This window comes from Streptomyces sp. NPDC096132, from assembly GCF_044763345.1.
Classification (GTDB): Bacteria; Actinomycetota; Actinomycetes; order Streptomycetales; family Streptomycetaceae; genus Streptomyces.
In genome coordinates, this window is the sequence record NZ_JBIWGA010000003.1 from 168,649 (window position 1) to 193,073 (window position 24,425).

At 73.1% G+C, this 24,425-nt stretch carries 14 protein-coding genes; 7 read left to right on the forward strand and 7 right to left on the reverse strand.

Annotation, left to right across the window (positions count from 1 at the left end):
* Nucleotides 1–14: 14 nt before the first annotated feature.
* Complete coding sequence (locus ACIRF9_RS08570; RefSeq protein WP_403818310.1) at nt 15–1,331, reverse strand: bifunctional o-acetylhomoserine/o-acetylserine sulfhydrylase; 1,317 nt, start codon at nt 1,329–1,331, stop codon at nt 15–17.
* A 174-nt stretch (nt 1,332–1,505) separates the two neighbouring features.
* Nucleotides 1,506–3,725, reverse strand: coding sequence for an NADP-dependent isocitrate dehydrogenase (locus tag ACIRF9_RS08575; protein ID WP_403818312.1), 2,220 nt, complete (start codon nt 3,723–3,725; stop codon nt 1,506–1,508).
* Nucleotides 3,726–3,945: 220 nt separating this feature from the next.
* Here ACIRF9_RS08575 and ACIRF9_RS08580 point away from each other — a divergent pair, with 220 nt between their 5' ends.
* Nucleotides 3,946–5,487, forward strand: a complete 1,542-nt coding sequence (locus ACIRF9_RS08580; protein WP_403818314.1) for a M1 family metallopeptidase — start codon at nt 3,946–3,948, stop codon at nt 5,485–5,487.
* 61 nt (nt 5,488–5,548) lie between these two features.
* Here ACIRF9_RS08580 and ACIRF9_RS08585 read toward each other — a convergent pair whose 3' ends face one another.
* Nucleotides 5,549–6,646 carry a mechanosensitive ion channel family protein gene (locus ACIRF9_RS08585; protein ID WP_403818316.1) on the reverse strand — a complete coding sequence of 366 codons (1,098 nt, stop codon included), beginning with the start codon at nt 6,644–6,646 and terminating at the stop codon, nt 5,549–5,551.
* A gap of 489 nt (nt 6,647–7,135) precedes the next feature.
* Here ACIRF9_RS08585 and ACIRF9_RS08590 point away from each other — a divergent pair, with 489 nt between their 5' ends.
* Nucleotides 7,136–10,942 carry a hypothetical protein gene (locus tag ACIRF9_RS08590; protein WP_403818317.1) on the forward strand — a complete coding sequence of 1,269 codons (3,807 nt, stop codon included), beginning with the start codon at nt 7,136–7,138 and terminating at the stop codon, nt 10,940–10,942.
* Entirely contained in the window at nt 10,932–11,312 is a 381-nt protein-coding gene (locus tag ACIRF9_RS08595; RefSeq protein WP_403818318.1) for a hypothetical protein, read from the forward strand. The genes ACIRF9_RS08590 and ACIRF9_RS08595 overlap by 11 nt, the downstream gene beginning before the upstream one ends.
* 37 nt (nt 11,313–11,349) lie before the next feature.
* Here ACIRF9_RS08595 and ACIRF9_RS08600 read toward each other — a convergent pair whose 3' ends face one another.
* Nucleotides 11,350–12,309: a YbhN family protein gene (locus tag ACIRF9_RS08600; RefSeq protein ID WP_403818320.1), complete on the reverse strand. Its 960-nt coding sequence runs from the start codon at nt 12,307–12,309 to the stop codon at nt 11,350–11,352.
* Between the two features lie 192 nt (nt 12,310–12,501).
* On the opposite strand from ACIRF9_RS08600, the gene ACIRF9_RS08605 reads away from it, so the two are divergent.
* Together ACIRF9_RS08605 and ACIRF9_RS08610 are read left to right on the forward strand one after the other, a co-directional pair.
* A complete protein-coding gene (locus tag ACIRF9_RS08605) occupies nt 12,502–14,370 on the forward strand; it encodes an ABC transporter ATP-binding protein (protein ID WP_403819015.1) in 1,869 nt (622 codons plus the stop codon).
* Nucleotides 14,371–14,518: 148 nt separating this feature from the next.
* Nucleotides 14,519–17,359 carry an AAA family ATPase gene (locus tag ACIRF9_RS08610; RefSeq protein WP_403818322.1) on the forward strand — a complete coding sequence of 947 codons (2,841 nt, stop codon included), beginning with the start codon at nt 14,519–14,521 and terminating at the stop codon, nt 17,357–17,359.
* 22 nt (nt 17,360–17,381) lie between these two features.
* Here ACIRF9_RS08610 and ACIRF9_RS08615 read toward each other — a convergent pair whose 3' ends face one another.
* Genes ACIRF9_RS08615 through ACIRF9_RS08625 form a run of 3 tightly spaced genes read right to left on the reverse strand, consistent with a single transcriptional unit; the run spans nt 17,382 to nt 22,745 of the window.
* Nucleotides 17,382–19,631 carry a bifunctional serine/threonine-protein kinase/ABC transporter substrate-binding protein gene (locus ACIRF9_RS08615; RefSeq protein WP_403818324.1) on the reverse strand — a complete coding sequence of 750 codons (2,250 nt, stop codon included), beginning with the start codon at nt 19,629–19,631 and terminating at the stop codon, nt 17,382–17,384.
* A gap of 16 nt (nt 19,632–19,647) precedes the next feature.
* Nucleotides 19,648–21,951 carry an ABC transporter substrate-binding protein gene (locus tag ACIRF9_RS08620; RefSeq protein WP_403818325.1) on the reverse strand — a complete coding sequence of 768 codons (2,304 nt, stop codon included), beginning with the start codon at nt 21,949–21,951 and terminating at the stop codon, nt 19,648–19,650.
* Entirely contained in the window at nt 21,951–22,745 is a 795-nt protein-coding gene (locus tag ACIRF9_RS08625; protein ID WP_403818327.1) for a hypothetical protein, read from the reverse strand. The genes ACIRF9_RS08620 and ACIRF9_RS08625 overlap by 1 nt, the downstream gene beginning before the upstream one ends.
* A gap of 327 nt (nt 22,746–23,072) precedes the next feature.
* Between ACIRF9_RS08625 and ACIRF9_RS08630 the strand changes: the two genes are divergently transcribed.
* Nucleotides 23,073–24,200 carry a PQQ-dependent sugar dehydrogenase gene (locus ACIRF9_RS08630; RefSeq protein WP_403818328.1) on the forward strand — a complete coding sequence of 376 codons (1,128 nt, stop codon included), beginning with the start codon at nt 23,073–23,075 and terminating at the stop codon, nt 24,198–24,200.
* A gap of 71 nt (nt 24,201–24,271) precedes the next feature.
* Nucleotides 24,272–24,421, forward strand: a complete 150-nt coding sequence (gene pqqA / locus ACIRF9_RS08635; RefSeq protein ID WP_403818329.1) for a pyrroloquinoline quinone precursor peptide PqqA — start codon at nt 24,272–24,274, stop codon at nt 24,419–24,421.
* The last annotated feature ends 4 nt before the right edge of the window (nt 24,422–24,425 follow it).

Below are 24,425 nucleotides of genomic sequence, written 5' to 3' on the forward strand. Positions count from 1 at the left end.
GTTCGGTACGGCGTTCAGGACGCCGCGCCCTTCGCCGCCCGGAAACCCGCCTCCAGGTCGGCCCTGAGGTCGGCGAGGTTCTCGATGCCGACCGACAGCCGCACCAGGCCCGGCGAGGTGCCGGTCGCCGCCAGCTGCTCCTCGTCCAGCTGGCTGTGGGTCGTCGACGCCGGGTGGATGATCAGGCTGCGCACGTCACCGATGTTCGCGAGGTGGCTGAACAGCTCGACCGCGTCCACGAACCGCTTGCCCGCCTCGATGCCGTCCCGCAGCTCGAAAGAGACGATCGCACCCGCGCCCCGGGGCAGGTACGTCTGCCCGGCCTCGTACCACCTGCTGGACTCGAGGCCCGGGTAGTGGACGGCGGCGACCTCGTCCCGCTGCTCCAGCCACTGCGCCAGCGCCAGCGCGTTCGCCGAGTGCCGCTCGATGCGCAGGCTCAGCGTCTCCACCCCCTGCAGCAGCAGGAACGCGGAGTGCGGGGAGAGCGCCGGACCGAGGTCGCGCAGCAGCTGCACCCGCAGCTTGATCGCGAACGCGCCCGGGCCGAGCGCCGGCCAGTACCGCAGGCCGTGGTAGCTCGGGTCGGGCTCGGTGAAGTCGGGGAAACGGCCGGCGTGCGCGCCGAAGTCGAAGGTGCCGCCGTCCACCACCACACCCGCGATCGCGGTGCCGTGCCCGCCGAGGAACTTGGTCGCCGAATGCACCACGATGTCCGCGCCGTGCTCGATCGGCCGCAGCAGATAGGGGGTCGGCACCGTGTTGTCGACGATCAGCGGCACGCCCGCCGCGTGCGCCACGTCCGCGACCGCCCGGATGTCGAGGACGTTGCCGCGCGGGTTGCCCAGCGTCTCCGCGAACAGCGCCTTGGTGTTCGGCCGGATCGCCGCCCGCCAGGCCTCGGCGTCGTCCGGGTCGTCCACGAACGACACCTCGATGCCGAACCTCGGCAGCGTGTGCCGGAGCAGGTTGTACGTGCCGCCGTACAGGGACGTGCTCGACACGATGTGGTCGCCCGCACCCGCCAGGGTCAGGATCGCGAGGGTCTCCGCGGCCTGCCCCGACGACAGCGCCACGGCCGCGACACCGCCCTCCAGCGCGGCGATCCGCTGCTCGAAGACGTCCTGGGTGGGGTTGTGGATGCGGGTGTAGATGTTGCCGGGCTCGGCGAGCGAGAACAGGTCGGCGGCGTGCTGGGTGTCCCGGAACACGAACGACGTCGTCTGGTAGATCGGGGTGGCCCGGGCCCCGGTCGTCGGGTCGGGCGCGGCCCCGGCGTGGATCTGCTTGGTCTCGAACGACCACGCCGAAGTGTCGGACTGGGTGCTCATGGTGCTCCTCGTGCGGGGGAGAGCCTGGGACGTGCGACGAGGTAAGCACAGCCGGACATCGGCCGACAGGCCTGTACGAAACGTGACATGAGGACGTCACAAACGACATGTTCCGGCAACGACACCGCCCCGCCCGGGAGTTGCCGGACGGGGCGGAGTGCGGAGCGGGGTGGGTCAGCTCAGGGACGCCAGCGCCTCGTTCCAGGTGGCCGACGGGCGCATGACCGCCGCCGCCTTGGCCGGGTCGGGCTGGTAGTAGCCGCCGATGTCGGCCGGCTCGCCCTGGACGGCGTTCAGCTCGTCGACGATGGTCTGCTCGGCCGCGGCGAGCGTCTCGGCGAGCGGCTGGAAGGCCTTGGCCAGGTCCGCGTCGTCGGTCTGCGCCGCCAGCTCCTGCGCCCAGTACAGGGACAGGTAGAAGTGGCTGCCGCGGTTGTCGATGCCGCCGACGCGACGGGTCGGGGACTTGTCCTCGTTGAGGAAGGTCGCCGTGGCGCGGTCGAGGGTGTCGGCGAGGACCTGGGCGCGGGCGTTGCCGGTGGCCGTGGCGTACTGCTCGAAGGACGGCACGAGCGCGAAGAACTCACCGAGGGAGTCCCAGCGCAGGTAGTTCTCCTTGACCAGCTGCTGGACGTGCTTCGGCGCGGAGCCGCCGGCGCCCGTCTCGAACAGGCCGCCGCCCGCCATCAGCGGGACGACCGACAGCATCTTGGCGCTGGTGCCCAGCTCCAGGATCGGGAAGAGGTCGGTCAGGTAGTCGCGCAGCACGTTGCCGGTGACGGAGATGGTGTCCTCGCCGCGGCGGATGCGCTCCACCGACAGCTTGGTGGCGTCGACCGGGGCGAGGACGCGGATGTCCAGGCCCTCGGTGTCGTGCTCCGGCAGGTAGGCGTTGATCTTGGCGATCAGCTGCGCGTCGTGGGCGCGGGTCTCGTCCAGCCAGAAGACGGCCGGGTCGCCGGTGGCGCGGGCGCGGGTGACGGCGAGCTTCACCCAGTCCTTGATCGGCGCGTCCTTGGTCTGGCAGGCGCGGAAGATGTCGCCGGCGGAGACGGTCTGCTCGATGACCGCGTCGCCGTTCTGGTCGACCAGGCGGACCGTGCCCGTGGTCGGGATCTCGAAGGTCTTGTCGTGGGAGCCGTACTCCTCGGCCTTCTGCGCCATCAGACCGACGTTCGGGACCGAGCCCATGGTCGACGGGTCGTAGGCGCCGTGCGCCTTGCAGTCCTCGATCACGGCCTGGTAGACGCCCGCGTAGCTGCTGTCCGGCAGCACGGCCAGCGTGTCGGCCTCCTGGCCGTCCGGGCCCCACATGTGGCCGGAGGTGCGGATCATGGCCGGCATGGAGGCGTCGACGATCACGTCGGACGGCACGTGCAGGTTGGTGATGCCCTTGTCGGAGTCGACCATCGCCAGGGCCGGGCCCTCGGCGATCTCGGCGTCGAAGGAGGCCTTGATCTCGGCGCCGTTCGGCAGGGCCTCCAGGCCCTTGAAGATGCCGCCCAGACCGTCGTTCGGGGTGAGGCCGGCGGCGGCGAAGGTCTCGCCGTACTGCGCGAAGGTCTTCGGGAAGAAGGCGCGCACCACATGACCGAAGACGATCGGGTCGGAGACCTTCATCATCGTGGCCTTGAGGTGCACGGAGAACAGGACGTCCTCCGCCTTGGCGCGGGCGACCTGCGCGGTCAGGAACTCGCGCAGCGCGGCGACCCGCATGACCGAGGCGTCGACGACCTCGCCCGCCTGGACCGGTACGGACTCGCGCAGCACGGTGGTGGAGCCGTCGTCGCCCTTGAGCTCGATGCGCAGCGAACCCGCCTCGGAGATCACCACGGACTTCTCGGTGGAGCGGAAGTCGTCGACGCCCATGGTCGCCACCTCGGTCTTGGACTCGGAGGTCCAGGCGCCCATGCGGTGCGGGTGGGACTTGGCGTAGTTCTTGACCGAGGCGGGGGCACGGCGGTCGGAGTTGCCCTCACGCAGGACCGGGTTCACGGCCGAACCCTTGATCTTGTCGTAGCGGGCCTGGATCTCCCGCTCCTCGTCGGTCTTCGGGTCGTCCGGGTACGCCGGCAGCGCGTAGCCCTTGGCCTGCAGCTCGGCGATCGCGGCCTTGAGCTGCGGGATCGACGCCGAGATGTTCGGCAGCTTGATGATGTTGGCCTCGGGCGTCTTGGCCAGCTCACCGAGCTCGCTCAGCGCGTCCGGGATGCGCTGGTCCTCGGTCAGGTACTCCGGGAACACGGCGATGATGCGCCCGGCCAGCGAGATGTCCCGCGTCTCCACGGCGACACCCGCCTGCGAGGCGTACGCCTGGACCACCGGCAGGAAGGAATACGTCGCCAGGGCCGGGGCCTCGTCAGTGTGCGTATAGATGATGGTCGAGTCAGTCACCGGGTGCTCCGCTCCACGTCTGCAACATTGCTCGACATCAAGATATCTCGTGATGGGATCGCGCTCGACAGGGGTCGGCCGGTGGGCCGCTCACACTTCTTTGCCGTCCCGTGTCCTTCGCCGGGCAACCGATCCGCCGGATCCGGTGGTCCAGAGGTCAGAGAGTCGACCTCGTCCACCGGCCGGACCGACCATCCGGCCGCTTCAGCGAAAGCGGATCATGAGATATCGCAGCAGAGTGACGGGCCCGGCGGCGGCCCTGATCGGCGCCACGGCGCTCACCATCGGGGGTACCACCAGCGCTCACGCGACCGGTTCCGACACCGGTCCGGCCCCCGAGACCCTCGGTGACCCCGTCTTCCCGGCCCTCGGCAACGACGGCTACCGGGTCACCGCCTACCGTCTCGACCTCTCCTACGACGCCACGACCACCCTGGTCGACGGCACGGCGACGCTGGAGATCCGCACGACCCAGGCCCTGTCCCGCTTCTCTCTGGACGCCCTCGGCCTGGACATAGCCTCCGTGCGCGTCGACGGCCGCACCGCGGAGTTCGAACAGGTGGACGAGAAGCTGCGGATCACGCCGTCCCGCTGCCTCCCGGACCGCGCCCGCGCCACGGTCCGCGTGACGTACACGGCGGACCCGCGCCGCAGCCTCGCGCACACCGCCTGGGTCCCCACCCCCGACGGGTTCGCCGTGTGCCCCCAGCCGGACTCGGCGCACACCGTCTTCCCGTGCAACGACCACCCGTCGGACAAGGCCGACTTCACCTTCCGCATCACGGTCCCGTCCGCCCTGAAGGCCGTCGCGAGCGGCTCCCTGGTGTGCACCGAGGACCTGGCCGGCGACCGGACCGCGTACACCTACCGCTCCCGCTCCCCGATCGCCACCGAACTGGTGCAGATCACGGTCGGCGACTACGTCGTCAAGGACCGGCAGGGCCCGCACGGGCTGCCCCTGCGCGACGTCGTCCCGGTGGCCCGGGCCGAGGCGCTGGAGCCCGCCCTCGCCCTCACCCCGGGCCTGGTGGAATGGATCGAGCGGCGGCTCGGCGCGTACCCCTTCGAGACGTACGGCCTGCTGCCCTGCAACTCCGACGACCCGGCAGCCTTCGACTTCACCGGCCTGGAGACGCAGACCCTCACGCTCTACAAGCCGAACTACCTGCTGCAGGCGGAGCCGAGGATCGGCTCGCACATGATGCACGAGCTGGTCCACTCCTATTTCGGCAACAGCGTCAGCCCCGCCACCTGGGCCGACCTCTGGCTCAACGAGGGCCACGCCGACTTCTACGGCCTGCTCTACCGCTATGAGCGCGGCTGGCCGGACTCGCTGGGCCTGACCACCTTCGAGGCCCGGATGAAGGACACGTACGCCCGCGGCGACCAGTGGCGGCGGACCTCGGGCCCCGTCGCCGCGCCGAACGCGGCCAACCTCTTCGACAGCCAGCGCTACCTGGGTGGCGTCCTCGTCCTGTACGCGCTGCGGCAGCTGATCGGCGAGGACGCCTTCCACGCGGTCGAGCGGGCCTTCCTGGCCCGCTTCCGCAACGCCTCGGCGTCGACCGAGGACTACATCACCGTCGCCTGCCAGGTCTCCGGCCAGGACGTCTCCGGCTTCCTGCGCGACTGGCTGTACGGCACGACGACACCGAGGATGCCCGGCCATCCGGACTGGACGGTGACCCCGGTGACGCCGTCCCTCACGGCCCCGCGCAACAAGTCCGCGGCACGCTGGCACGAGAACTCGGCGACGCTCTAGCCGAGCCGGTCGGCCGGGTCGGCCCGGTCGGCCCGGTCGGCCCGGTCGGTCTTCGGGCCGGTCAGCCCTCGAGGCGGGCGGAGACCACTTCGCCCGCCTCCTCCGGGTTGCGCTGCTGCGGGATGACCACGGCCCCCTGCTGCAGCGACACGTTCCGGGCCGGCGCCGGGATCCGGATGCCCTCCGCGCGGTACCGCTTGTGCAGCCGCTTGATGAACTCGTGCTTGATCCGGTACTGGTCGCTGAACTCACCGACCCCCAGGATCACCGTGAAGCCGATGCGGGAGTCGCCGAAGGTGTGGAAGCGCACGGCCGGTTCGTGGTCGGGCACCGCCCCCGTGATCTCGGTCATCACCTCGGCGACGACGTCCATGGTCACCTGCTCCACGTGCTCCAGGTCGCTGTCGTAGGCCACGCCCACCTGCACCAGGATCGTCAACTCCTGCTCGGGCCGCATGAAGTTGGTCATGTTGGCCTTGGCGAGCTGCCCGTTGGGGATCACGATCAGGTTGTTGGACAGCGCCCGGACCGTGGTCTGACGCCAGTTGATGTCCTCGACGTACCCCTCCTCACCGCTGCTCAGCTTGATGTAGTCACCGGGCTGGACGGTCTTGGACGCGAGGATGTGGATGCCCGCGAAGAGGTTGGCGAGGGTGTCCTGCAGGGCCAGCGCGACGGCCAGACCGCCGACGCCCAGGGCGGTGAGCATCGGCGCTATGGAGATACCCAGGGACTGCAGCATCACCAGGAAGCCGATCGCCAGGACCAGCACACGCGTGATGTTCACGAAGATCGTGGCGGATCCCGCGACACCGGAGCGCGACTGGGTCACCGACTGCACCAGTTCGGCGACCACCCGGGCCGCCGACACGGTCACCACGAAGATCATCAGCACTGTCAGGCACTGGTTGACCGTGTGCTGGACCGTCCTCGTCAGCGGCAGCACCGCGGCGGCGGCCGCCGCGCCTCCCGCGATCGCCGCCCACGGCACCACCGTGCGCAGCGCGTGCACGATGACGTCGTCACCGCTCCACCGGGTGCGCTTGGCGTGCTTGGCCAGCCAGCGCAGCAGCGTGCGCGACAGGAAGGCCACGAGGAAGCCTGTGGCCAGCGCGATGCCGGCGAGGACGAGATCGTCCAGGGTCAGCGCGCGGTTCACCGGCCACCTCCGGGAAGTCGATCCGCGGCGAGGGCGAAGACGCCCGCCGAAGGCCGGATGTGAAGTCTCGTCACGTTGTCACCTGCTTGTTTCCGGGATGTGCGTGTGTGCCGTCCGCGAACGGGCACAGCCGTCCATCCTGCCGTACGGGGAAGGGCGGTTGGCACCCCAGGACCTGCCCGGACGTCGTCTTTCGGGCACGCCTCGTGCCCTCTCGCGCCCCGCCGTCCCCAGAAGTCCCTTGGGAAACCTCTGTCGCAAGCGCTTTCGATGTGTCAGGATCTTCGCGTCTCACGGGGGAAGAGGGCGACGGCCCTGCGCCTGACCAGCGCGAAGGCCTCGCCTGTGACGATCTGTCCGCGCGGCGTGCGGTGCCGTCATGGCCGCCGTCGCGCGTGCGCACGGGGCCGTTCACCGCTGCCCGTGCGGCCCGGCACCGTGCCGGCGTGCTTCCTCCCTGGACGTCCGTCCGACAAAAGGGGAAGCAAAGTGACCAGACAGCCACGATTAGCCCGGCGGCACCCCGGCACCCGTCGCAGACGCCTGGCCGGAACCGCACTGGTCGCCGCGGTCTCGGTGCTCACGACTCTGGCGTACGCCGTGCCCGCGAGCGCCGCCGACCCGCTGCCCGACAACGGCAACGGAGCGCGGATCACCTTCGGGCAGAGCGCCCGCCAGGACCGCTGCGAGGCCGGGTACGCCCTGCACATCGGCGGGCCGGCGCTCAAGGCCGCGGCGAGCAAGGCACTGGGCGGCACCGACGCCGACCTGGCGGCCGCCCTGTTCCGCAAGGACAACATCTACCCGAGCGTTCTCGACGACGCCCTGCGCGCGGACCGCACGAGCGCCGTCGCCTACGTACAGGCCTCGGGCGACCGCAAGAAGGGCTGGGAGGCCGCCAACCGGCCCTACGCGATGAGCGCCACCGGCAGCACCGGGATGTCGCTGCACGCCCCGGAGTTCGACGCGGACATCGTGGCCTTCACGCTCGGCCCACAGGAAGCGCTGTACGACACCTTCGGCCAGGACGGACGCAGCGCCCCGGGCGCGACCGCGTTGGACGGCGCTCGCAGGCTCGCCGCGTCCCTGAAGGGCAAGTCGCCGGCCGGCGACGACCAGTTGGCCGAGTTCACCACGTACGACGGCAACGTCCAGCCGCCCTTCAATTCCATCACCTCCACCGACATCGCCCGCTATCTGCGGCAGGGCGGCTTCCCGACGCAGGCACCCGTCGAGGGCTCCGCCGAGTACCGGACGGAGGTGGAGTCCCTCAAGGTCGCCTGGGCCGCGTGCGACAGCTGGAACCCCCAGGACCCGCGCCGCGTACTCGCCCCGGTGACCGCCACCGCCTACGCGGAGTGGGAACAGGAGTACGCCGCCCAGGCCAAGCCGCGCGCCGACATCATGGCCGCCGAGACGGCCGCCGCCGCGCAGGCCCAGAAGGCCACCGACGCGATGATCGAGTCGATCGGCCGGGCCTGGCTCGCCGAACAGATCCTCATCTGGCAGAAGTTCTGGGCCTCCAAGCCCGCCGACGACCCGTCGCGCCCCGCCAAGGCCCTGTTCACCCAGGCCGCCACCGACCTGACCAACGCCCGCAACAAGGCGGCCGCCCAGCTCACCCTGGCCAACACGGCGGCGACCGCGGCCAAGTCGGCCGCCGACAAGGCCGCCACCGCCCAGACCACGGCGTACGGGATCGCCGACGCGGCGAAGACCCCGCGCGGCCGAGGGCTGCTGTACGCCCAGCAGTCGGTGCAGGTCGCCAAGGCCTCCGCCGCTGCCGCCCAGGCCGCCGCGAAGGCCACCCAGACCGCCGTGAACGCCGCCAAGGCCACCGTCGCCGACAGCCAGGCCCAGCTGGCGCTGTCCCGGACGCAGGCCCACGCGCTCAACACCGAGTTCCGCCGCGTGGCCGCCGAGGAGGCCGCGGCCCAGGCGAAGGCGGCGGCGGACGCGGCCGACGCCCAGGCCAAGGAGGCGGCGGCCAACGCCGCCAAGGCCCGTACCGCGCAGACGACGGCCGAGAACGCCGAGAGGACGGCCCGGACCGGCGCGGCGACGGCGAAGGCGGCCCGTGCCACGGCCGAGGCGGCCTCCGCCACCGCGCAGGCCGAACAAGCCAACGCCACCCGCGAACACGCCAAGGCCGAGGCCGCCGAGACCCGGGCCAAGCAGGACCAGGCCACGGCATCCTCGGCACGTGCCGCCGCCGAGACCGCGGGCGGCACCGCCGAGGACCGCTACGCCGACGCGATCGAGGCCGAGCAGCGGGCGTACCAGGCCAAGAACAAGGCCAAGGAAGCCGCCCGCGACAAGCAGGCCGCGCTCTCCCGCGCCGCCGCGACGGAGGCGGCGGCGGCCGCCGCCGAGGGCACCGCCGCCGCGCAGGAGACCCGGGCCGCCGCCACCGAGGCTCGCGCCGCCGCGAACACGGCGACTGCTGCCGCGGCGAGCGCCCAGCAGGAGGCCGCCACCGCGACCACGGCGGCCGTCGCCGCCCGCGCGGCGTCCATCAGGGCCGACGCGGCGGCGTTCCGGGCGGAGTCCGCCGCCGACACGGCCCAGGCCGCGTACCGGACGACACACGCGGCGGCGGTCACCGCTCACGCGGCGGCGGCCACGGCGATCGAGGCCGCCGCGGCGGCACAGAAGAACGCCGAGAACGCCGAGGCGGAGGCCAAGAAGGCCGCCGCTGCCGCCGTCACCGCACGCACCGAGGCCACCGCCGCCCGCTCCGAGGCCGACAGGACCGCGTCCTGGGCGGCCGTCACCGCCGGCTACGCCTACGCCGCCGCCGAAGCGGCCACCGCCGCCCGTGACTCGGCGGCCGAGGTCATCAAGCCCGCCAACGAAGCCATCAACGTCGGCACCCCCTACAAGGAGACCGACTCCTCCGCCGCGTTCGCCGTCCTGGTCGGCCAGACCTCCATGACCCTGGCCGAGCAGCAGGCAGCCGCCGCGAAGGCCAAGTCCGACGACGCGGCCAAGGCCGCGGCCACCGCGAAGACCCTCGCCGACAAGGCGGCTGCGGACGCCAAGGCAGCCGCCAAGGCGGCGGCAGCGGCGGCTGCGGACGCCGCCCGGGCGGCCGCCTCGGTCGCCGCCGCCCGGGCCTCCGCGGCGGCTGCGGCGAAGTCGGCCGAAGCCGCCAAGAAGGCCGACGCCAACGCCCAGGCGTACGACCAGCAGGCGGGCGTCGACGCGGCCGCCGCACAGTCGGCGGCGTACTCGGCGCGGGCGGCGGCCACCGCCGCCGACAACGAGGCGACCGAGGCCGAACGCGACGCGGCGGGCGCCCGTGCCGCCGCCACGGCGGCCGAGAACGATGCCGCCAGCGCCCGTGCCACCGCGACCGAGGCGGAGCAGGACGCCACCGGCGCCGAAGCCGCCGCCAAGGACGCCAACGGCTCGGCCAAGGAGGCGGACCAGGCCGCCGACGCCGCCGAGGAGGAGTTCCGGAAGCTGATCGAGGCGCAGCGCACCGCCACCGCCCAGGCGGGTCCGGACACCGGTCCCGGCCTGTCCGCGAGCGACGAGGAACTGCTGCGCAAGGAGTGCGGCCAGAGCTGCGTGGACGAGTACCGCGCCGCGAAGGCCCTCGCCTCCATGGACGTCATCGACTGGATCAAGCAGAACGGCGCCGCCATCCTGCTGGAGTTCATCGGGGTCGAGGACGCCAAGCGCTGCTTCGGCACCGGGGACGTAGAGAGCTGCCTGTGGACCGCCGTCAACGCCGGCGGGATCATCGTCGCGGTCGGCAAGTTCCCGGCCCTCGGCAAGGCCATCATCAAGGTGAGCAGCGGCGTCGGGAAGTTCCTCGACGACGCGGCGCAGGCCAAGCACACCCTGGACCGGCTGCGCAAGCTGCTGGAGACCCTGCGCAAGGGCCAGGCCCCGGCGCAGTGCCTGCTCAGCCTCGCCGACGAGGTCCTCGGCCTCGCTCCGGCCGCCACCGCCCGTGGCAGGTCCCTGGCGGCAGCGGCTGCCGCGAAGTACTGCATGAAGTCCGCCATCCGGAAGGACAAGAGGCTCAAGGACCTGGCCGAGCTGTCGACCAAGAACCAGCAGGTCCAGGATGATCTCCACAGCATGTTCAGGAAGCTGATGGAGGGCAATCTGAAACCCGGCATAGGCACCGGCTCGCTGCCCAACGGCATCAGCTACGCCCGCAGCAAGAACGGCGCGCGGCTGTTCTTCCGGAAACTGGGCGACACCATCGAGATCGTCGGCAAGTCGGACAAGAAGTACGAGTCCAAGGTCATCGCAAGACTGAAGGAGCTGTATGGACCTTGAGATCGACGAGCCGTTCTGGACGGTGCGGACGCCCAAGCTCGCCGTCAGGTTCACGGTGGGAGCGGACGAGGACCCCGAGACGCTCGAGGACGGGGACGTTCTCGTCATCGCGCCCAACGGCGATCGCTGGTGGGGCGTCATCCTGACGATGGGCAGGATCCAGGCGATCATGGACCGCGAGCGCGGAACCGGTGACAGTCTGGGAGGGGCCTATTTCTGGGCCAAGGGCCTTGTCATCGTCCGTGAACCGGGCATGGAGTCCATGGTGCGGGCCATCGAGGACCTGTACGACTCCTACGGCCACCTCGACGGCGTCCTGCCCCGGACAGAACCCGACGACGAGGACGACGACGAGGACGACGACCTCTGACCCGCCCCCGCCCGCCCCCACCCGGGGCGGGCGGGCCTCAGATCACCTTCAGCCGCACCAGCGCCCCCAACGTCACCGCCCCCGGCACCAGCGGCAGCCACACCGTGATGATGCGGTAGGTGACGACGACCGCCGTGGCGAGCGCGACCGGGCCGCCCGCCGCCACCAGGGCCACGATCAGGGCCGCCTCGACCGAGCCGATGCCGCCCGGCGTGGGCACCAGGGCCACCGCCACGGTCGCCGCGAGGTAGGCGACCACCATGTGGGCCGGCGGGACCGGGAGGCCCAACGCCTGCCCGACCGCGGCCAGTCCGGCCGCCTGGAGTACCGGGAACGCCAGGGAACCGCCCCACAGGGCCAGCGCCCGCGCCGGGCAGGTGTGCACCGAGCGGGCCTCGCCGAGCGCGGTGCGCAGGAAGGAGAACACGGCCGTACGCAGCCGTCGTACGAAGGTCAGCGCGGCCGCCGCCAGCAGCACGGCCACCGCCGCGGCGGCCAGCAGCGGGCCGACGGCTGCGTGGGGCAGCAGGGAACCGAGCCGCAGCGCGTCGGGGAACACGAGCAGCAGCGCGGCCAGCAGGCCCACCCGGGCCACGCCCTCCGCCAGCAGGTACAGCGCGAGGGCAGCCGAGGAGCGGGCCAGCGGCACCCCGCACACCGTCATGAAGCGCAGGTTGACCGCGCTCGCGCCCAGTCCCGTCGGCAGCAGATGGTTGGCGGCGCCCGCCGCGAACTGCGTGGCCAGCAGCCGCAGCCGGGGCAGCCGCTGCACCACGGCCCCCTGCCGGGTGACGGCCGCGGCGACCCACGTCAGACAGGTGGCCCCGGCCGCGGCCAGCAGCCACGGCCACTGGGCCGTCCGCAGATGGCCGAAGCCCTCGACGAGCACCGAGCGGTGGCGCACCGCGACCACGGTGACCAGCAGGAGCGGGAGCAGACACAGGATCCGGCGGACGGGGAAGCGCCGGGGGAGCGAGGGGAGCGGGACGGCAGTCACAGTGGGAGAGGTTTTCCGCGCGGCCCCAACAGCGGGTTGCGGAAGCGGGGACGGAGCATTACGTACGGTCATCGGGTCCTTCGGGTGGGTCCGCGGACGAGGGGACGGGAGGCGAGGGGACGTGAGGCGAGGCGGCGGGGGGCCGGCATTGACCTCAAGGATGCTTGAGGTTCTACGGTCGCTCCCATGAGCATGGACGCCATTGCTATGACGCAGCTGTACAGCGTCATGAACTCCCAGCAGGAACGCCGCCCCTTCGACCCCGCGACACTGCGCCGCATCGGCGCGTTCGCCCGGCCGCACCGCCGCCGGATCGCCCTGTTCGTCGTGCTCGGGGTGGTGACCGCGCTGCTCGCCGTCGCCACCCCGGTGCTCGCCGGAGGGGTCGTCGACGCGATCGTGTCGCACGGCGACCCCGACCGGGTCGTCCGGCTGGCGCTGCTCATCGCGCTCATCGCGGTTCTGGAGGCGGCACTGGGCGTCCTGGGCAGGAGGCTCTCGGCGATGCTCGGGGAGGGACTCATTCTCGATCTGCGCACGACCGTGTTCGATCATGTGCAGAAAATGCCGGTCGCGTTCTTCACACGTACTCGTACGGGGGCGCTCGTCTCCCGTCTCAACAACGACGTGATCGGCGCACAGCGCGCGTTCAGCAACACCCTCTCCGGAGTGGTGTCCAACGTGGTCACCCTGCTGCTCACGCTCGCCGTCATGCTCACCCTGTCCTGGCAGGTCACCCTGCTCGCCCTGGCCCTGCTGCCGGTGTTCGTGATCCCGGCCCGGCGGATGGGCAGCCGGATGGCCGGAATGCAGCGGGAGGCGGCCGCGCTCAACGCGGCGATGGGCACCCGGATGACCGAGCGGTTCTCCGCACCCGGCGCCACCCTGGTCAAGCTGTTCGGCCGCCCGGAGCAGGAGTCGGCCGAGTTCGCGGCCCGGGCGGCCCGGGTCCGGGACATCGGCGTCCGTACGGCCACCGCCCAGTCGGTCTTCATGACCGCCCTGACCCTCGTCTCCGCCCTGGCCCTCGCCCTGGTCTACGGCCTCGGCGGCCGGCTCGCCCTGAACGGCACCCTGGAACCGGGCGCCGTCGTCGCCCTCGCCCTGCTGCTGACCCGCCTGTACGCCCCGCTCACCGCGCTCGCCGGGGCGCGCGTCGAGGTGATGAGCGCCCTGGTCAGCTTCGAGCGGGTCTTCGAGGTGCTCGACCTCAAACCGCTCATCGAGGAGAGGCCGGACGCCCGCGAGGTCCCCGAGGGCCCGGTGTCCGTCGAGTTCGACGCCGTCCGCTTCGGCTACCCGTCCGCCGACAAGGTCTCCCTCGCCTCCCTTGAGGAGGTGGCCTCCCTGGACACCCGCGGCGGCAGCGAGGTCCTGCACGGCCTCTCCTTCCGCGCCGAACCCGGCCAGACCGTCGCCCTCGTCGGCTCCTCCGGCGCCGGAAAGTCCACGATCGCCCAACTCCTGCCGCGCCTCTACGACGTCGACGCCGGCGCCGTCCGCATCGGCGGGGTCGACGTCCGCGACCTGAGCGCCGGCTCCCTGCGGGCCACCCTCGGCATGGTCACCCAGGACGGCCACCTCTTCCACGACACCGTCCGCGCCAACCTGCTGCTGGCCTGCCCGGCGGCCGGCGAGGACGAACTGTGGGACGCCCTGCGCCGCGCCCGCCTCGACGACCTCGTCCGCTCCCTGCCCGACGGCCTCGACACCGTCGTCGGCGAACGCGGCTACCGGCTCTCCGGCGGCGAACGCCAGCGCATGACCATCGCCCGGCTGCTCCTGGCCCGCCAGCGGGTCGTCATCCTCGACGAGGCCACCGCCCACCTCGACAACACCTCCGAGGCGGCCGTCCAGGAGGCCCTCGCCGAGGCGCTGGCCGGACGCACCGCCGTCGTCATCGCCCACCGCCTGTCCACCGTGCGCGCCGCCGACCTGATCCTCGTCGTCGAGTCCGGCCGGATCGTCGAACGCGGCACCCACGAGCAACTGCTCGCGGCGGGCGGCCGGTACGCCGAACTCCACCGCACGCAGTTCGACGAGCCGGGGCTGGCGGTCTGATCCGAGGGCCTTCGCCGCCCTCCCGGGGCGCCACGACCGTGGTGTCACGACCGTGGTGTCACGTAGACCGGTTACGTACCTTTCGCGCGGGGACTGTCAGTGGCGTACGGCAGGATGATCAGGAAGGCACCACCGGGGCGGGGAAGACATGACGACGGAACGGACGGCACTGGTCGGCAGAGAAGCGGAACTCGCGCTGATGGACCGGCTGCTGGAGGACCTGGCGGCGGACACGGACGGACGTCCGGCCGTGCTCGACGTCAGCGGCGAGACGGGCATCGGCAAGAGCCGCCTGGTCCACGAACTGTGCGCGCGGGCGGCGGCGCACGGGGCGACCGTGCTGCGCGGCCGGGCCACGGAGTACGAACGGCACATCCCGTTCCAGCCGTTCACCGACGCCCTCGCCGACCTCGACCCCGAGGTCGCCAAGTCCTTCCCGGCGGCCGAGGAGGTCGCCCCCGTGCTGAGCGGCGCCCCGCGCCGCGCCGACCGCTTCGGTCTCCACCGGGCCACGGCCGCCCTGCTCACCCACGCCGCCGAAGCCCCCCTGGTGGCGGTGCTGGACGACATGCACTGGGCGGACGCCGCCTCCCTGGAACTCCTCGACCACCTTGTACGGCATCCCCCGCGCGCCCGCGTCCTGCTGGTCGTCGCCCGCCGTGAGCGGCAGAGTCCCGCACCGCTCACCGCGACCCTCGTCCGGGGCACGGACACCGGGGCGGTACGGCGGACGGTGCTCGGGCCGCTCCGCCGGCGGGACTGCGTCGACCTGCTCACCCCCGACCTGACCCGCGACGAGGCGGTCCGGCTGTTCGCGGCGAGCGAGGGCAACCCGCTCTACCTCCTGACCCTGCGCCAGGCGCGCCGCGAAGGCGCCTCGGTCAGCCGGCTGTCGACGACGGGGCTCGGCGCGCTGCTGCTGGAGGAGCTGACCCCGCTGACCCCCGCACAGCGCCGCGTCGTCGACGTGGTGGCCGCGCTCGGCGACCACGCCAGACCCGCCCTGCTCGGCCCGGTCACCGGCCACGAAGGGACCCGACTGGCCGAGGACGTCGCCGAACTGACCCGGCGCGACCTCCTGCGCACCACCCCGCACGGCCGCCTGGCGCTGCGCCACCCCGTGCTCCGCAGCCTCGTCCACGACGGCACCGACCCCTGGCTGCGCACGGAGATCCACCGCCTGGCCGCCGCCGAGCTGGCCCGGACCGGCGCCCCGCTGGCCGAGCGGGCGCACCACGCCGAGCGGTCGCTGGCCGGCTGGGACCCGCAGGCGGCGGCCGTGCTGACCGAGGCCGCCGACCAGGCCGCCCACACGGCGCCCGCGAGCTGCGCCCACTGGCTGGACGTGGTGCTGCGGAACCTCCCGCACACCGCCGAACACGCCGCGCGACGCCGTGAGCTGATGCTGCGCAGGGCCCGCGCGCTGGGCGCCTGCGGTCGGCTGCGGGAGAGCCGCGACCTCCTGCACCAGGTGATCGCCCTGCCCGGCCCGGGTGGCGACCCGGCGCTCTCCCGCGCGTCCGCCGTCGTCCTGTGCGCCGTCATGGAGCGCCACCTGGGCCGGTACTCGGAGGCGGTGGCCCTGCTCCGCCGCGAACTGCACCGCGACGACCCGGCACCGTCGCCCGCCGACCAGGTGGCGCTCGGGCTGGAACTGGGCAACTCCGCCCCGCACGACACCTCGTACGCGGACGTTCGCTCCGACGTGGCGAGGACGCTCGCCGTCGCCCGGGCCCTCGGGGACGAGACCGGCGTCGCCGGGGTGCTGACCGTCGCCGCGCTGGGAGAGGTGTACGAGGGGCGGACGGCCGAGGCCGAGGACCTCGCCCGCCAGGCCGCGGTGCTCGTCGACTCGCTGCCGGACGACGACCTCACCGGTCTGTGCGAGCCACTGGCCCGGCTCGGCTGGGCCGAGGCGTTCCTGGAGCGTTTCGCCGACGCCGAGCGACACGCCGACCGCGGCCTGGCCGTCGCCCGCCGCACCGGCCAGCTCTCCCTCCTGCCCCATCTCCTGCTCTGCAAGGTGCACGTCAGGATCCAGACCTGCCGGCCGGCGTCGGCGGTGGAACTGGCGGACGAGGCCGAGGACATCGCCCGCGGCATCGGCAGCGACGAACTGCTCGCCTTCGTCCTCGGGACCAAGGCGCACGCCCTGGTCGACGCCTGCCCGCCCGGCGACCCCCGACCCCTCGCCACGGCCGAGGAGGCGGTGGCCGCGGCGGGCCTGAGCGTCAACTGGTGGGCGTCCGTCGCCTGGTGCACCCTCGGCTACGCGGCCCTCACGGCCGGCGACGCGGTCCGCGCCCGGGAGGCGGTGCTGCGCGCCGGCGGCCCCGGTCTGCGAAGGCTCCAGCCCTCGATGCGCCCGCTCTTCCTGGAGATCCTCGTCACCGCCGCCGTCGCCACCGGCGACCTGGACGCCGCGAAGGAGTGGGCCGAGCAGGCCCGGGAGGAGGCCGAGCGGCTCGGCCTGCCCGTGCAGCGGGCCTCGGCGATGCGCAGTGCCGCGCACGTACGGCTGGGTGACGGCGCGGCCGCGGAGCTGTTCGTGGCGGCGGCCGAGGAGAGCGCCCGCAGCGAGGGGACGTTCTGGGAGGCGTACTCCCTGCTCCTGGGCGCGCCGCTGCTCGCGGCGGACCCCGAGGGGCCGCGGCGTGGGCAGGCCGCCTGGCTCCGGGGGCAGCGGCTCGCCGCCGCCGGGGACTCCCGGATGCTCCTCGAGCTGGCCGAGCTGACCCGGCCGGCGGTGGCCGAGGCCGCCGACGGGCCCGAGCGGCGGCTCGCCGAACTGACCGCCCGGGAACGCGAGATAGCCGAACTCGTCGCCGAGGGCCTCACCAGCCCCGCGATCGCCGACCGCCTCTGCCTGAGCCGCCGCACGGTCGAGACCCATGTCTCCCGGATCTACCGCAAGACGGGAGTCTCCTCGCGGGCCGCCCTGACCGGGCTGATCGCCGGGCGGCCGTCCGGGCCCGCGTTCGGCGGGTGATCCACACACCCCGTGCGGCGGCTCAGGCCGTGGCGTCCGCGTACTGCCCGAGGTAGCGGAAGCTGCCACCGGTGGCCCGGAACAGATACACCGCGTCCATGGTGTAGCGGGTGCTCGATCCCGTGTAGTGCAGCCGCTTGGTGATCCCCCGGTAGTCGGTCTCGCGCAACCGGCCCACGAGCGCGGCCCGTTCGGCGTGCGCCGCACCCAGCGTGGTCAGGGCGCGTCCGACGAACAGCGTCGCGTCGTAGGCCTCGGCGGAGTACGGCGGCGGGGCGGTGTCGTAGCGGGCCCGGTAGGAGGTGACGAAGGACCTCGCGGCCGGGACCCGGGTCGGATCGAGGAAGGCGGTGGAGAAGACCCAGCCGTCGGCGGCGTCGCCCGCCGAGGTGAGGAAGCGCGGGTCCAGCGCGCGCTGGGTGGCCAGTCGCGCACCGGAGTAACCGGCGGAGCGCAGCGCACGGGCCAGCCGGGCGGCGCGCGCGTACCCTCCGGCGAACACCACCGCGTCCGCCCCGGCATCCGTCACCGATCCGGCGAGGGCACGGAACGCGGCGTCCGTGTCGTCGTCGGCGGCGAGGGTGCGCCCGATCGTGGTGCGCTGCGCGGAGCGCAGGGCCTCGGCGACTCCCGCGCAGAGGTTCCAGCTGAAGTCGCCCTCGGCCTCGTCGTCGACGAGCACCGTCCTGCGCGCGTCCGCGGTGCGCGCGAGGTACGCCACGACGGGCGCCGCGAGGGTGGCGTCGCCCGGGCGGGTGGCTGCGTACACCCGGTAGGTGAGGGCGGACACGTCGTCGAGGCCGACGGACACGGAGACCATCGGGAGCACGGCCCGCTGGTAGAGGGCGAGGGTGGCCTGCGCGCAGGCGTCGGTGGTCGGCCCGATCACCGCGCGGACCTGGTCGTCGGCCGCCAGCCGCCGGGCGATCTGTCGCGCCCGCGCCGTGCCGCCTTCGTCGTCGTGCACCTGGAGCGCCAGCTCGAAGCCCCGGCCGGTGAGGGAGTTGAGGTGGTCCACGGCGAGCCGGACGCCGTCGCGCTGGGCACGGCCCGTCGTACGGTCGTCGCCGCTCAGGTCGGCGTGCAGGGCGAGGGTCAGCCGGGGAAGCGCGGTGCCGCCGTCCCGGGCCGAGCCACGGCCGGCGCGGTCGGCGCTCCACCAGGCCGCCGTTCCGCCCGCCGCCAGGACTGCGGCGGCCGACCCCAGCACCAGGAAGCGCCGCCGCGTGGGTGCCCGCTCGGGGCCGGGGTCGACGACGGTCGCCGCCGCCCCCGACACCTCGGTCGCCTCGACATCGGGCAGGGCGAGAACGGCGGCCGAACGACGGGCGATCAGCCGGGTGAGGACTTCGGGCAACCAGGCACCGGCCTGTAGTGCGGTGTCGTCCGCCGGGACGGCCGGCAGTCGGGCGTCGTCCTGGGGTGCGGTGTCGTCCGGGGTCGGCAGCCGGGCGTCACCCTGCGGTGCGGTCCCCTCCAGGATCCGGCGGACGTCCGCCACGCCGGGCCGGGAGCCCGGCTCCTTCGCCAGGCAGCCGCGCAGCAGCGGCAGCAACGGCTCCGGTACGCCGTCCAGGTCCGGCTCGTCGTGGACCGTACGCATCAGCATGTCGGCCGCGGAGCCCCCGCCGAAGGGGCGTTCGCCCGTCACGGCGTACGCCAGCAGACAGCCGAGCGAGAAGACGTCACTCGCCGGCCCGATCTCCCGGCCCCGGCCCCGGGCCTGCTCGGGGGAGAGGAACCCGGGCGAGCCCACCACCAGGCCGCTGGCGGTGAGCGAGGTGTCCTCCGGCATCCGGGCGATCCCGAAGTCGATCATCCGGGGTCCGTCGACGGCGAGCAGAACGTTGCCCGGCTTGACGTCCCGGTGCACCAGCCCCGCCCCGTGCACCGCCTCCAGCGCCTCGGCGAGCCGGGCCCCCAGCACCCGGACCGTCCCGTACGGCAGCGGCCCGCACTCCTCGACCGCCTCGGCCAGCGAGGGGCCCGGCACGAACGCCGTGGCCAGCCACGGCGAGGACGCGTCCGGGTCCGCGTCGAGCAGCGGCACCACCCAGGGGCTCGCCACCCGCCCCGCCGTCTCCACCTCGCGGCGGAACCGGGCCCGGAAACCGGGGTCGTCCGCGTGCCCCGCGCGGATCACCTTCAGCGCGGCGAGCGCACCACCCGTGGTCCGGGCCAGGTACACCACACCCATGCCGCCCGCGCCCAGCCGGCGCAGCAGCCGGTAGCCCGCGATCCCGGCCGGATCGGCGCCGCGCAACGGCTCCATCGACGTCTACGCCCCCTCAGGCGGTCACCTGGTACGGCGCCACGCCCTGGTAGGCGAACCGGCCGCCGGTGACCTTCCACAGGTAGACCCCGCTGCCGTCGATGACCAGCGCGCCCGTCGTCTTGTCGAACGCGAGGTTCCGGCTGATCCCCTCGTATGTGGCCGAGCGCAGCGCCGTCGTCAGGTTCTGCCGGGTGCGGCGCCCGGCGGTCAGCGAGCCCAGCGTTCGCACGGCGAGCTGCGCCACGTCGTACGTCTCCACGGCGTACCGCTCCGGCTCCGCGTCGAACCGCCTGCGGTACGCGGCCCTGAACTGCTTCGCCTCGGGGGCCACGGTGGCGTCCATGACGGGGGCGACGATCACCCAGCCCTCGGCCGCGTCCCCGGCCGCGGACAGGAACCGGGCGTCGAGCACCCCCTGGGCGGCGGCCCGGGCGCCCGGGAAGTCACGGTTGCTCAGTTCCCGGGCCAGCAGCGCGGCCCGGTCGTGGTAGCCCGCGAAGACCACGGCGTCGGCACCCCCGTCGAGCAGGGCGTCCAGGGTGGGCGCGAAGTCGGTCCGCAGCGCGCTGACCACCTTCGGCACGGCCGGCAGCCGGTCGTCCCGCAGGACCCGGGCGAGCGTGCTGCTGAGCTCCCAGGCATAGGCGTCCGCCGTCCGGTCGTCGACGATCCCGACCGTGCGCGACTTCGCGGTGCCGCGCAGATACGCGCTCAGATAGAACGGCAGGATCGTGTCCGTGACCCGGGCGTGGAGGAAGGACCGGCTGCCCATCACGTCCAGCACGGTGGCACCGGGCGACACCGCGATCAGGGGCAGCGACGCCGCGTCGTACGTCGCCAGCGAGGCCAGGGCGGTGGCGTCCGTGGTGGGACCGATCACGGCGAGGACGGAACGGTCGGCGACGAGCTTCTTCGCCACCTCGGGTGCCCGGGCCGGATCGCCGCCGTCGTCCACGGTCTTCACGGCGAGCGTGAACGGCCTGTTCCCCCGGGAGTTGAACTCGTCCACCGCGAGCCGCAGCCCCCGCTCCTGAGCCCGGCCGACCGCCTTCTGATCACCGCTCAGGTCGGCGTGCAGGCCGATGGTGTGCACGGGACCGGTGGCCGCCGGGGCCGGGGAGTCCTTCTCGCCGTCCCCGGAGAGCGCCGCCCACGCGGCCGCACCGCCCCCGGCCACGACCGCCGCCGCGCCGCCTCCGGCGAGGAGGAGGAACCGGCGTCTGCCGGGCGAAGGACTCGACGGCTGCGCCGCCGTGGTGTCCGCCGGAGCGGTACCGACCGACTCCGCGTCGATCTCGGTGTCGTCGATGCCCGGCAGCGCGAGGCCGGCCGCCGACCATTCGGCGATGAGCCGCACCAACGGCTCCGGCAACCAGGCCCCGTCACCGGGGACCCCGTCCTCGGGAGCCTCGTCCTCGGGCACCGGATGGGGTACGGCGGGCCCGTCCGCGGCCTCGGGACGCACCGCCCGCAGGGCCTCGCGCGGATCGGGGGGCGTGGCGGGCGAGGTGGACGCGGCGGCCGTGAGGGACTGCGCCAGCGCCTCGGCCGTGGGCCGCAGCTCCGGGTCCTTCTCCAGACAGCCGCCCACCAGCTCCGCGAGCTCCGCCGGGACACCGTCCAGGTCCGGCGCGTCGTGCGCGGTGCGGTACAGCAGCGCGTCGAGCGCGCCGGTGCCGAAGGGAGGGCGGCCGGTCGCCGCGTACGCCAGCACACAGCCCAGCGAGAACACGTCACCGGCCGGGCCCGACACACGCCCGCCCCGGGCCTGTTCCGGGGAGAGGAAGCCGGGCGTGCCGACCACGACGCCGGTCGACGTGAGGGAGGTGTCCTCGGGGTCGCGGGCCACACCGAAGTCGATGAGCCGTGGACCGTCGAGCGCCAGCAGCACATTGCCCGGCTTGACGTCCCGGTGCACGAGACCGACCGCGTGGAGCTCCCGCAGGGCCTCGGCGAGCCGCGCCCCCAGCACCCTCAGGCTCCGCGCCGTCAGCGGCCCGTGCGCGGCGAGGGCCTGGGAGAGCGAGGGACCCGGCACGAACGCGGTCGCCAGCCAGGGCTGCGCCGCCTCCGGATCCGCGTCCACGAGGGAGGCCACCCACGGGCTGGTCATCCGGCGGGCCGTGTCCGCCTCGCGCCGGAACCGCGCCCGGAAGTCGGGGTCCTCGGCGTACTCGGCCTGGATCACCTTCAGCGCGACCAGGGTCCCGCCGGCCGTACGGGCCAGGTACACCACACCCATGCCGCCCGCGCCGAGCCGCCCGAGGAGCCGGTGGCCCGCCAGCTTGGCGGGGTCCGAGGTGTGCAGCGGCTCCATCACTTCTCCTTCAACCGCTGCTGGATCCGCTCCAGCATCTTCGCCAGGGCGTCCGCGCCCAGTTGGGTGAGTTCCTGCTCGGTGTGTCCCTTCGCGCCCGTCACGGAGACGGCCACCACGACCGTGCCGAGCCGGGCGACCATCCACCGGTACGGCTGGGCGGCGCCGCCGTTCTCGGTGAACTGCCCGGCCTCCAGTACGGAGTCGTCCGCGTACTCCTGCTCACGGGCGCCGAAGGGGGTGCCCAGCGAGTTCAGGCCCGTGATCCGCTCGTCGGTCCGGGGCTGCTGGTCGGGACACCGCAGCACCTCCTCGAGGGTGGTGCTCAGCTGGTCGTCGGCGCCGAGCGCGGAGGCGTGCACGGTGGCCGCGGCCGTCACCTTGACCGTGCCCTTGCCGCCGCCCGCGGGCAGCAGGCCGTAGCGGGAGGAGCTGGCCAGCACCCCCTGCGGCAGCTTCTCCCGCTGCCAGCGGCAGGAGTCGTTCAGCACGGCCCAGGTACCAAGAGTGCTCGCCGCCGGATCCTGGGCGGTGAAACCCCGGCCCCAGTCGCCCGGGGCGAGCACGACGGCGTCGGCCAGGACCCGCCCGTCCTTCGCGGCGCGCGGGACGAGGGAGGCATCGGGCGTGAAGACGGAGGAGGCGGGGGAGGCGGGGGACGAGCCGCCCGAGGGGGTCGCCGTGGCATCCGCCGAGGCGCCGGCCGAGGGCGAACCGCCCTTCCCGGGAGACCCTTCGTCAGCTCCTGTGGACGAGCACCCGGCCAGCAGACTCACCGCCACCAGCAGGGTCACCCAACTGCCCCGCACTCCTTGGGCGTTGCCTCTCACACAGTCCCCTCATCACCGCTCGCGCCGTTCGACTTCCCGAACGTAGACGGCCCCGGGGGGAGGGACCTCCGTAGAACCACGTAACCCACTACGTATTCCGCCACGGGATGACCCGGTGGGGTGAGCCGTCAGCAGGATGGACGAGTTCAGGTGGCCCGCGTGAAAACCCGGCCCCAATACTCCTTGAGGGAGCCGGTGCCGTCCCTGCGGCCGGGCTCTCTCCTTCTCCGATTCGGCGGCGCATTCCCCTTCACCGTGCGGCCGGTCGCCCCACGACAGGAAGGTTTCGGAATGTCACGCTTGGCGCAACCGGCGCCGTTTCGGGTCCGGTCCACCAGGGCCGCGATCGCGGCCGTCACCGCCGTCCTCGGCGCCTGCCTCCTCCAGCCCGCCTCGGCGACGGCAGCCGCCGACCCCGCGGGAGGCACCCGCGCAGCCGGGGCGCCGACGGGCGTCACCGTTCTCTCCGGCCAATGGACCAGACCCTGGGCCATCACCTTCCTGCCCGACGGGAAGAGAGCCCTGGTGACCGAGCGCTTCACCGCCGACGTCTGGCTCCAGGCGAGCGACGGCTCCAAGAAGAAGGTGGGCACGGTCCCCCAGACGGTTCCCCCGTCCCCGAGCGGCGGCAAGGGCGGACTGCTGGGTGTGGCCCCCTCGCCGACCTGGAACGGCACCACGGACCAGGACGTCTTCTTCGTCCACACCGCCGCCTCCGCCATCCGCGTGGCGCGCATGCACTTCGACGGCACCTCGCTGCGCGACTACAAGGTCGTCCTCGGCGGAATCACCCGCGGCGGCGACCACAACGGCGGAAAGATCGCGTTCGGCCCCGACGGCTATCTCTACGTCAGCGTCGGCGACGCCCTGAAACGCAATCTCGCGCAGGACAAGAACTCACTCAACGGAAAGATCCTGCGCATCACGAAGAGCGGTGCCGCGGCCCCCGGCAACCCGTTCGGCACCCGCGTCTACAGCCTCGGCCACCGCAATCCGCAGGGCCTCGCCTGGGACAGCCGCGGCAGGCTGTGGGAGACCGAGATCGGCGAGAACACCTGGGACGAGCTCAACCTCGTCGAACCGGGCAAGAACTACGGGTGGCCCACCTGCGAGGGATCCTGCGCCAAGGCCGGTATGACCAACCCCAAGAAGGTCTGGCACCCGGACCAGGGCGGCGTGCCCGCCCAGATCGCGATCAAACGCGACGTCATCTACGTCACGACGCTGCTCGGCCAGCGGCTGTGGGCGCTGCCGATCGACGGCACCGGCAAGGCCGTCGGAACCGCGAAGTCGTACTACAACGGCAGCTACGGCCGGCTGCGGGCGCTCGCCAAGGTGCCCGGCGCCGACGAACTCTGGCTCGGCACGACCGACGGCGGCGACAACAAGGACCGCATCCTGCGGATCACCGTCAAGTGACTCCCCGACTCCCCTTCGCACGCATCCCGCGAAGGGGTGAACCCACCTCCCTCGAAAGGAAGGTACGCACCATGAACGAAACCACCGAGCAGTCGACGCAGGCGCAGCGGCCGGCCGGGACCACCGCGGAGCAGACCGACCGGACCCCGTGGCAGACGCCCGGGTACACGGTCGTCGACACCGCGCTGGAGGTCACCGCCTACTCGCTCTCCGCCCGCTAGTCCG

Coding starts and splice junctions, on each gene's coding strand:
- ACIRF9_RS08570 (WP_403818310.1), bottom strand. CDS start 1,331: ATGAGCACCCAGTCCGACACTTCGGCGTGGTCGTTCGAGACCAAGCAG.
- ACIRF9_RS08580 (WP_403818314.1), top strand. CDS start 3,946: ATGAGATATCGCAGCAGAGTGACGGGCCCGGCGGCGGCCCTGATCGGC.
- ACIRF9_RS08595 (WP_403818318.1), top strand. CDS start 10,932: ATGGACCTTGAGATCGACGAGCCGTTCTGGACGGTGCGGACGCCCAAG.
- ACIRF9_RS08605 (WP_403819015.1), top strand. CDS start 12,502: ATGGACGCCATTGCTATGACGCAGCTGTACAGCGTCATGAACTCCCAG.
- ACIRF9_RS08610 (WP_403818322.1), top strand. CDS start 14,519: ATGACGACGGAACGGACGGCACTGGTCGGCAGAGAAGCGGAACTCGCG.
- ACIRF9_RS08615 (WP_403818324.1), bottom strand. CDS start 19,631: ATGGAGCCGTTGCGCGGCGCCGATCCGGCCGGGATCGCGGGCTACCGG.
- ACIRF9_RS08620 (WP_403818325.1), bottom strand. CDS start 21,951: ATGGAGCCGCTGCACACCTCGGACCCCGCCAAGCTGGCGGGCCACCGG.
- ACIRF9_RS08630 (WP_403818328.1), top strand. CDS start 23,073: ATGTCACGCTTGGCGCAACCGGCGCCGTTTCGGGTCCGGTCCACCAGG.
- pqqA (WP_403818329.1), top strand. CDS start 24,272: ATGAACGAAACCACCGAGCAGTCGACGCAGGCGCAGCGGCCGGCCGGG.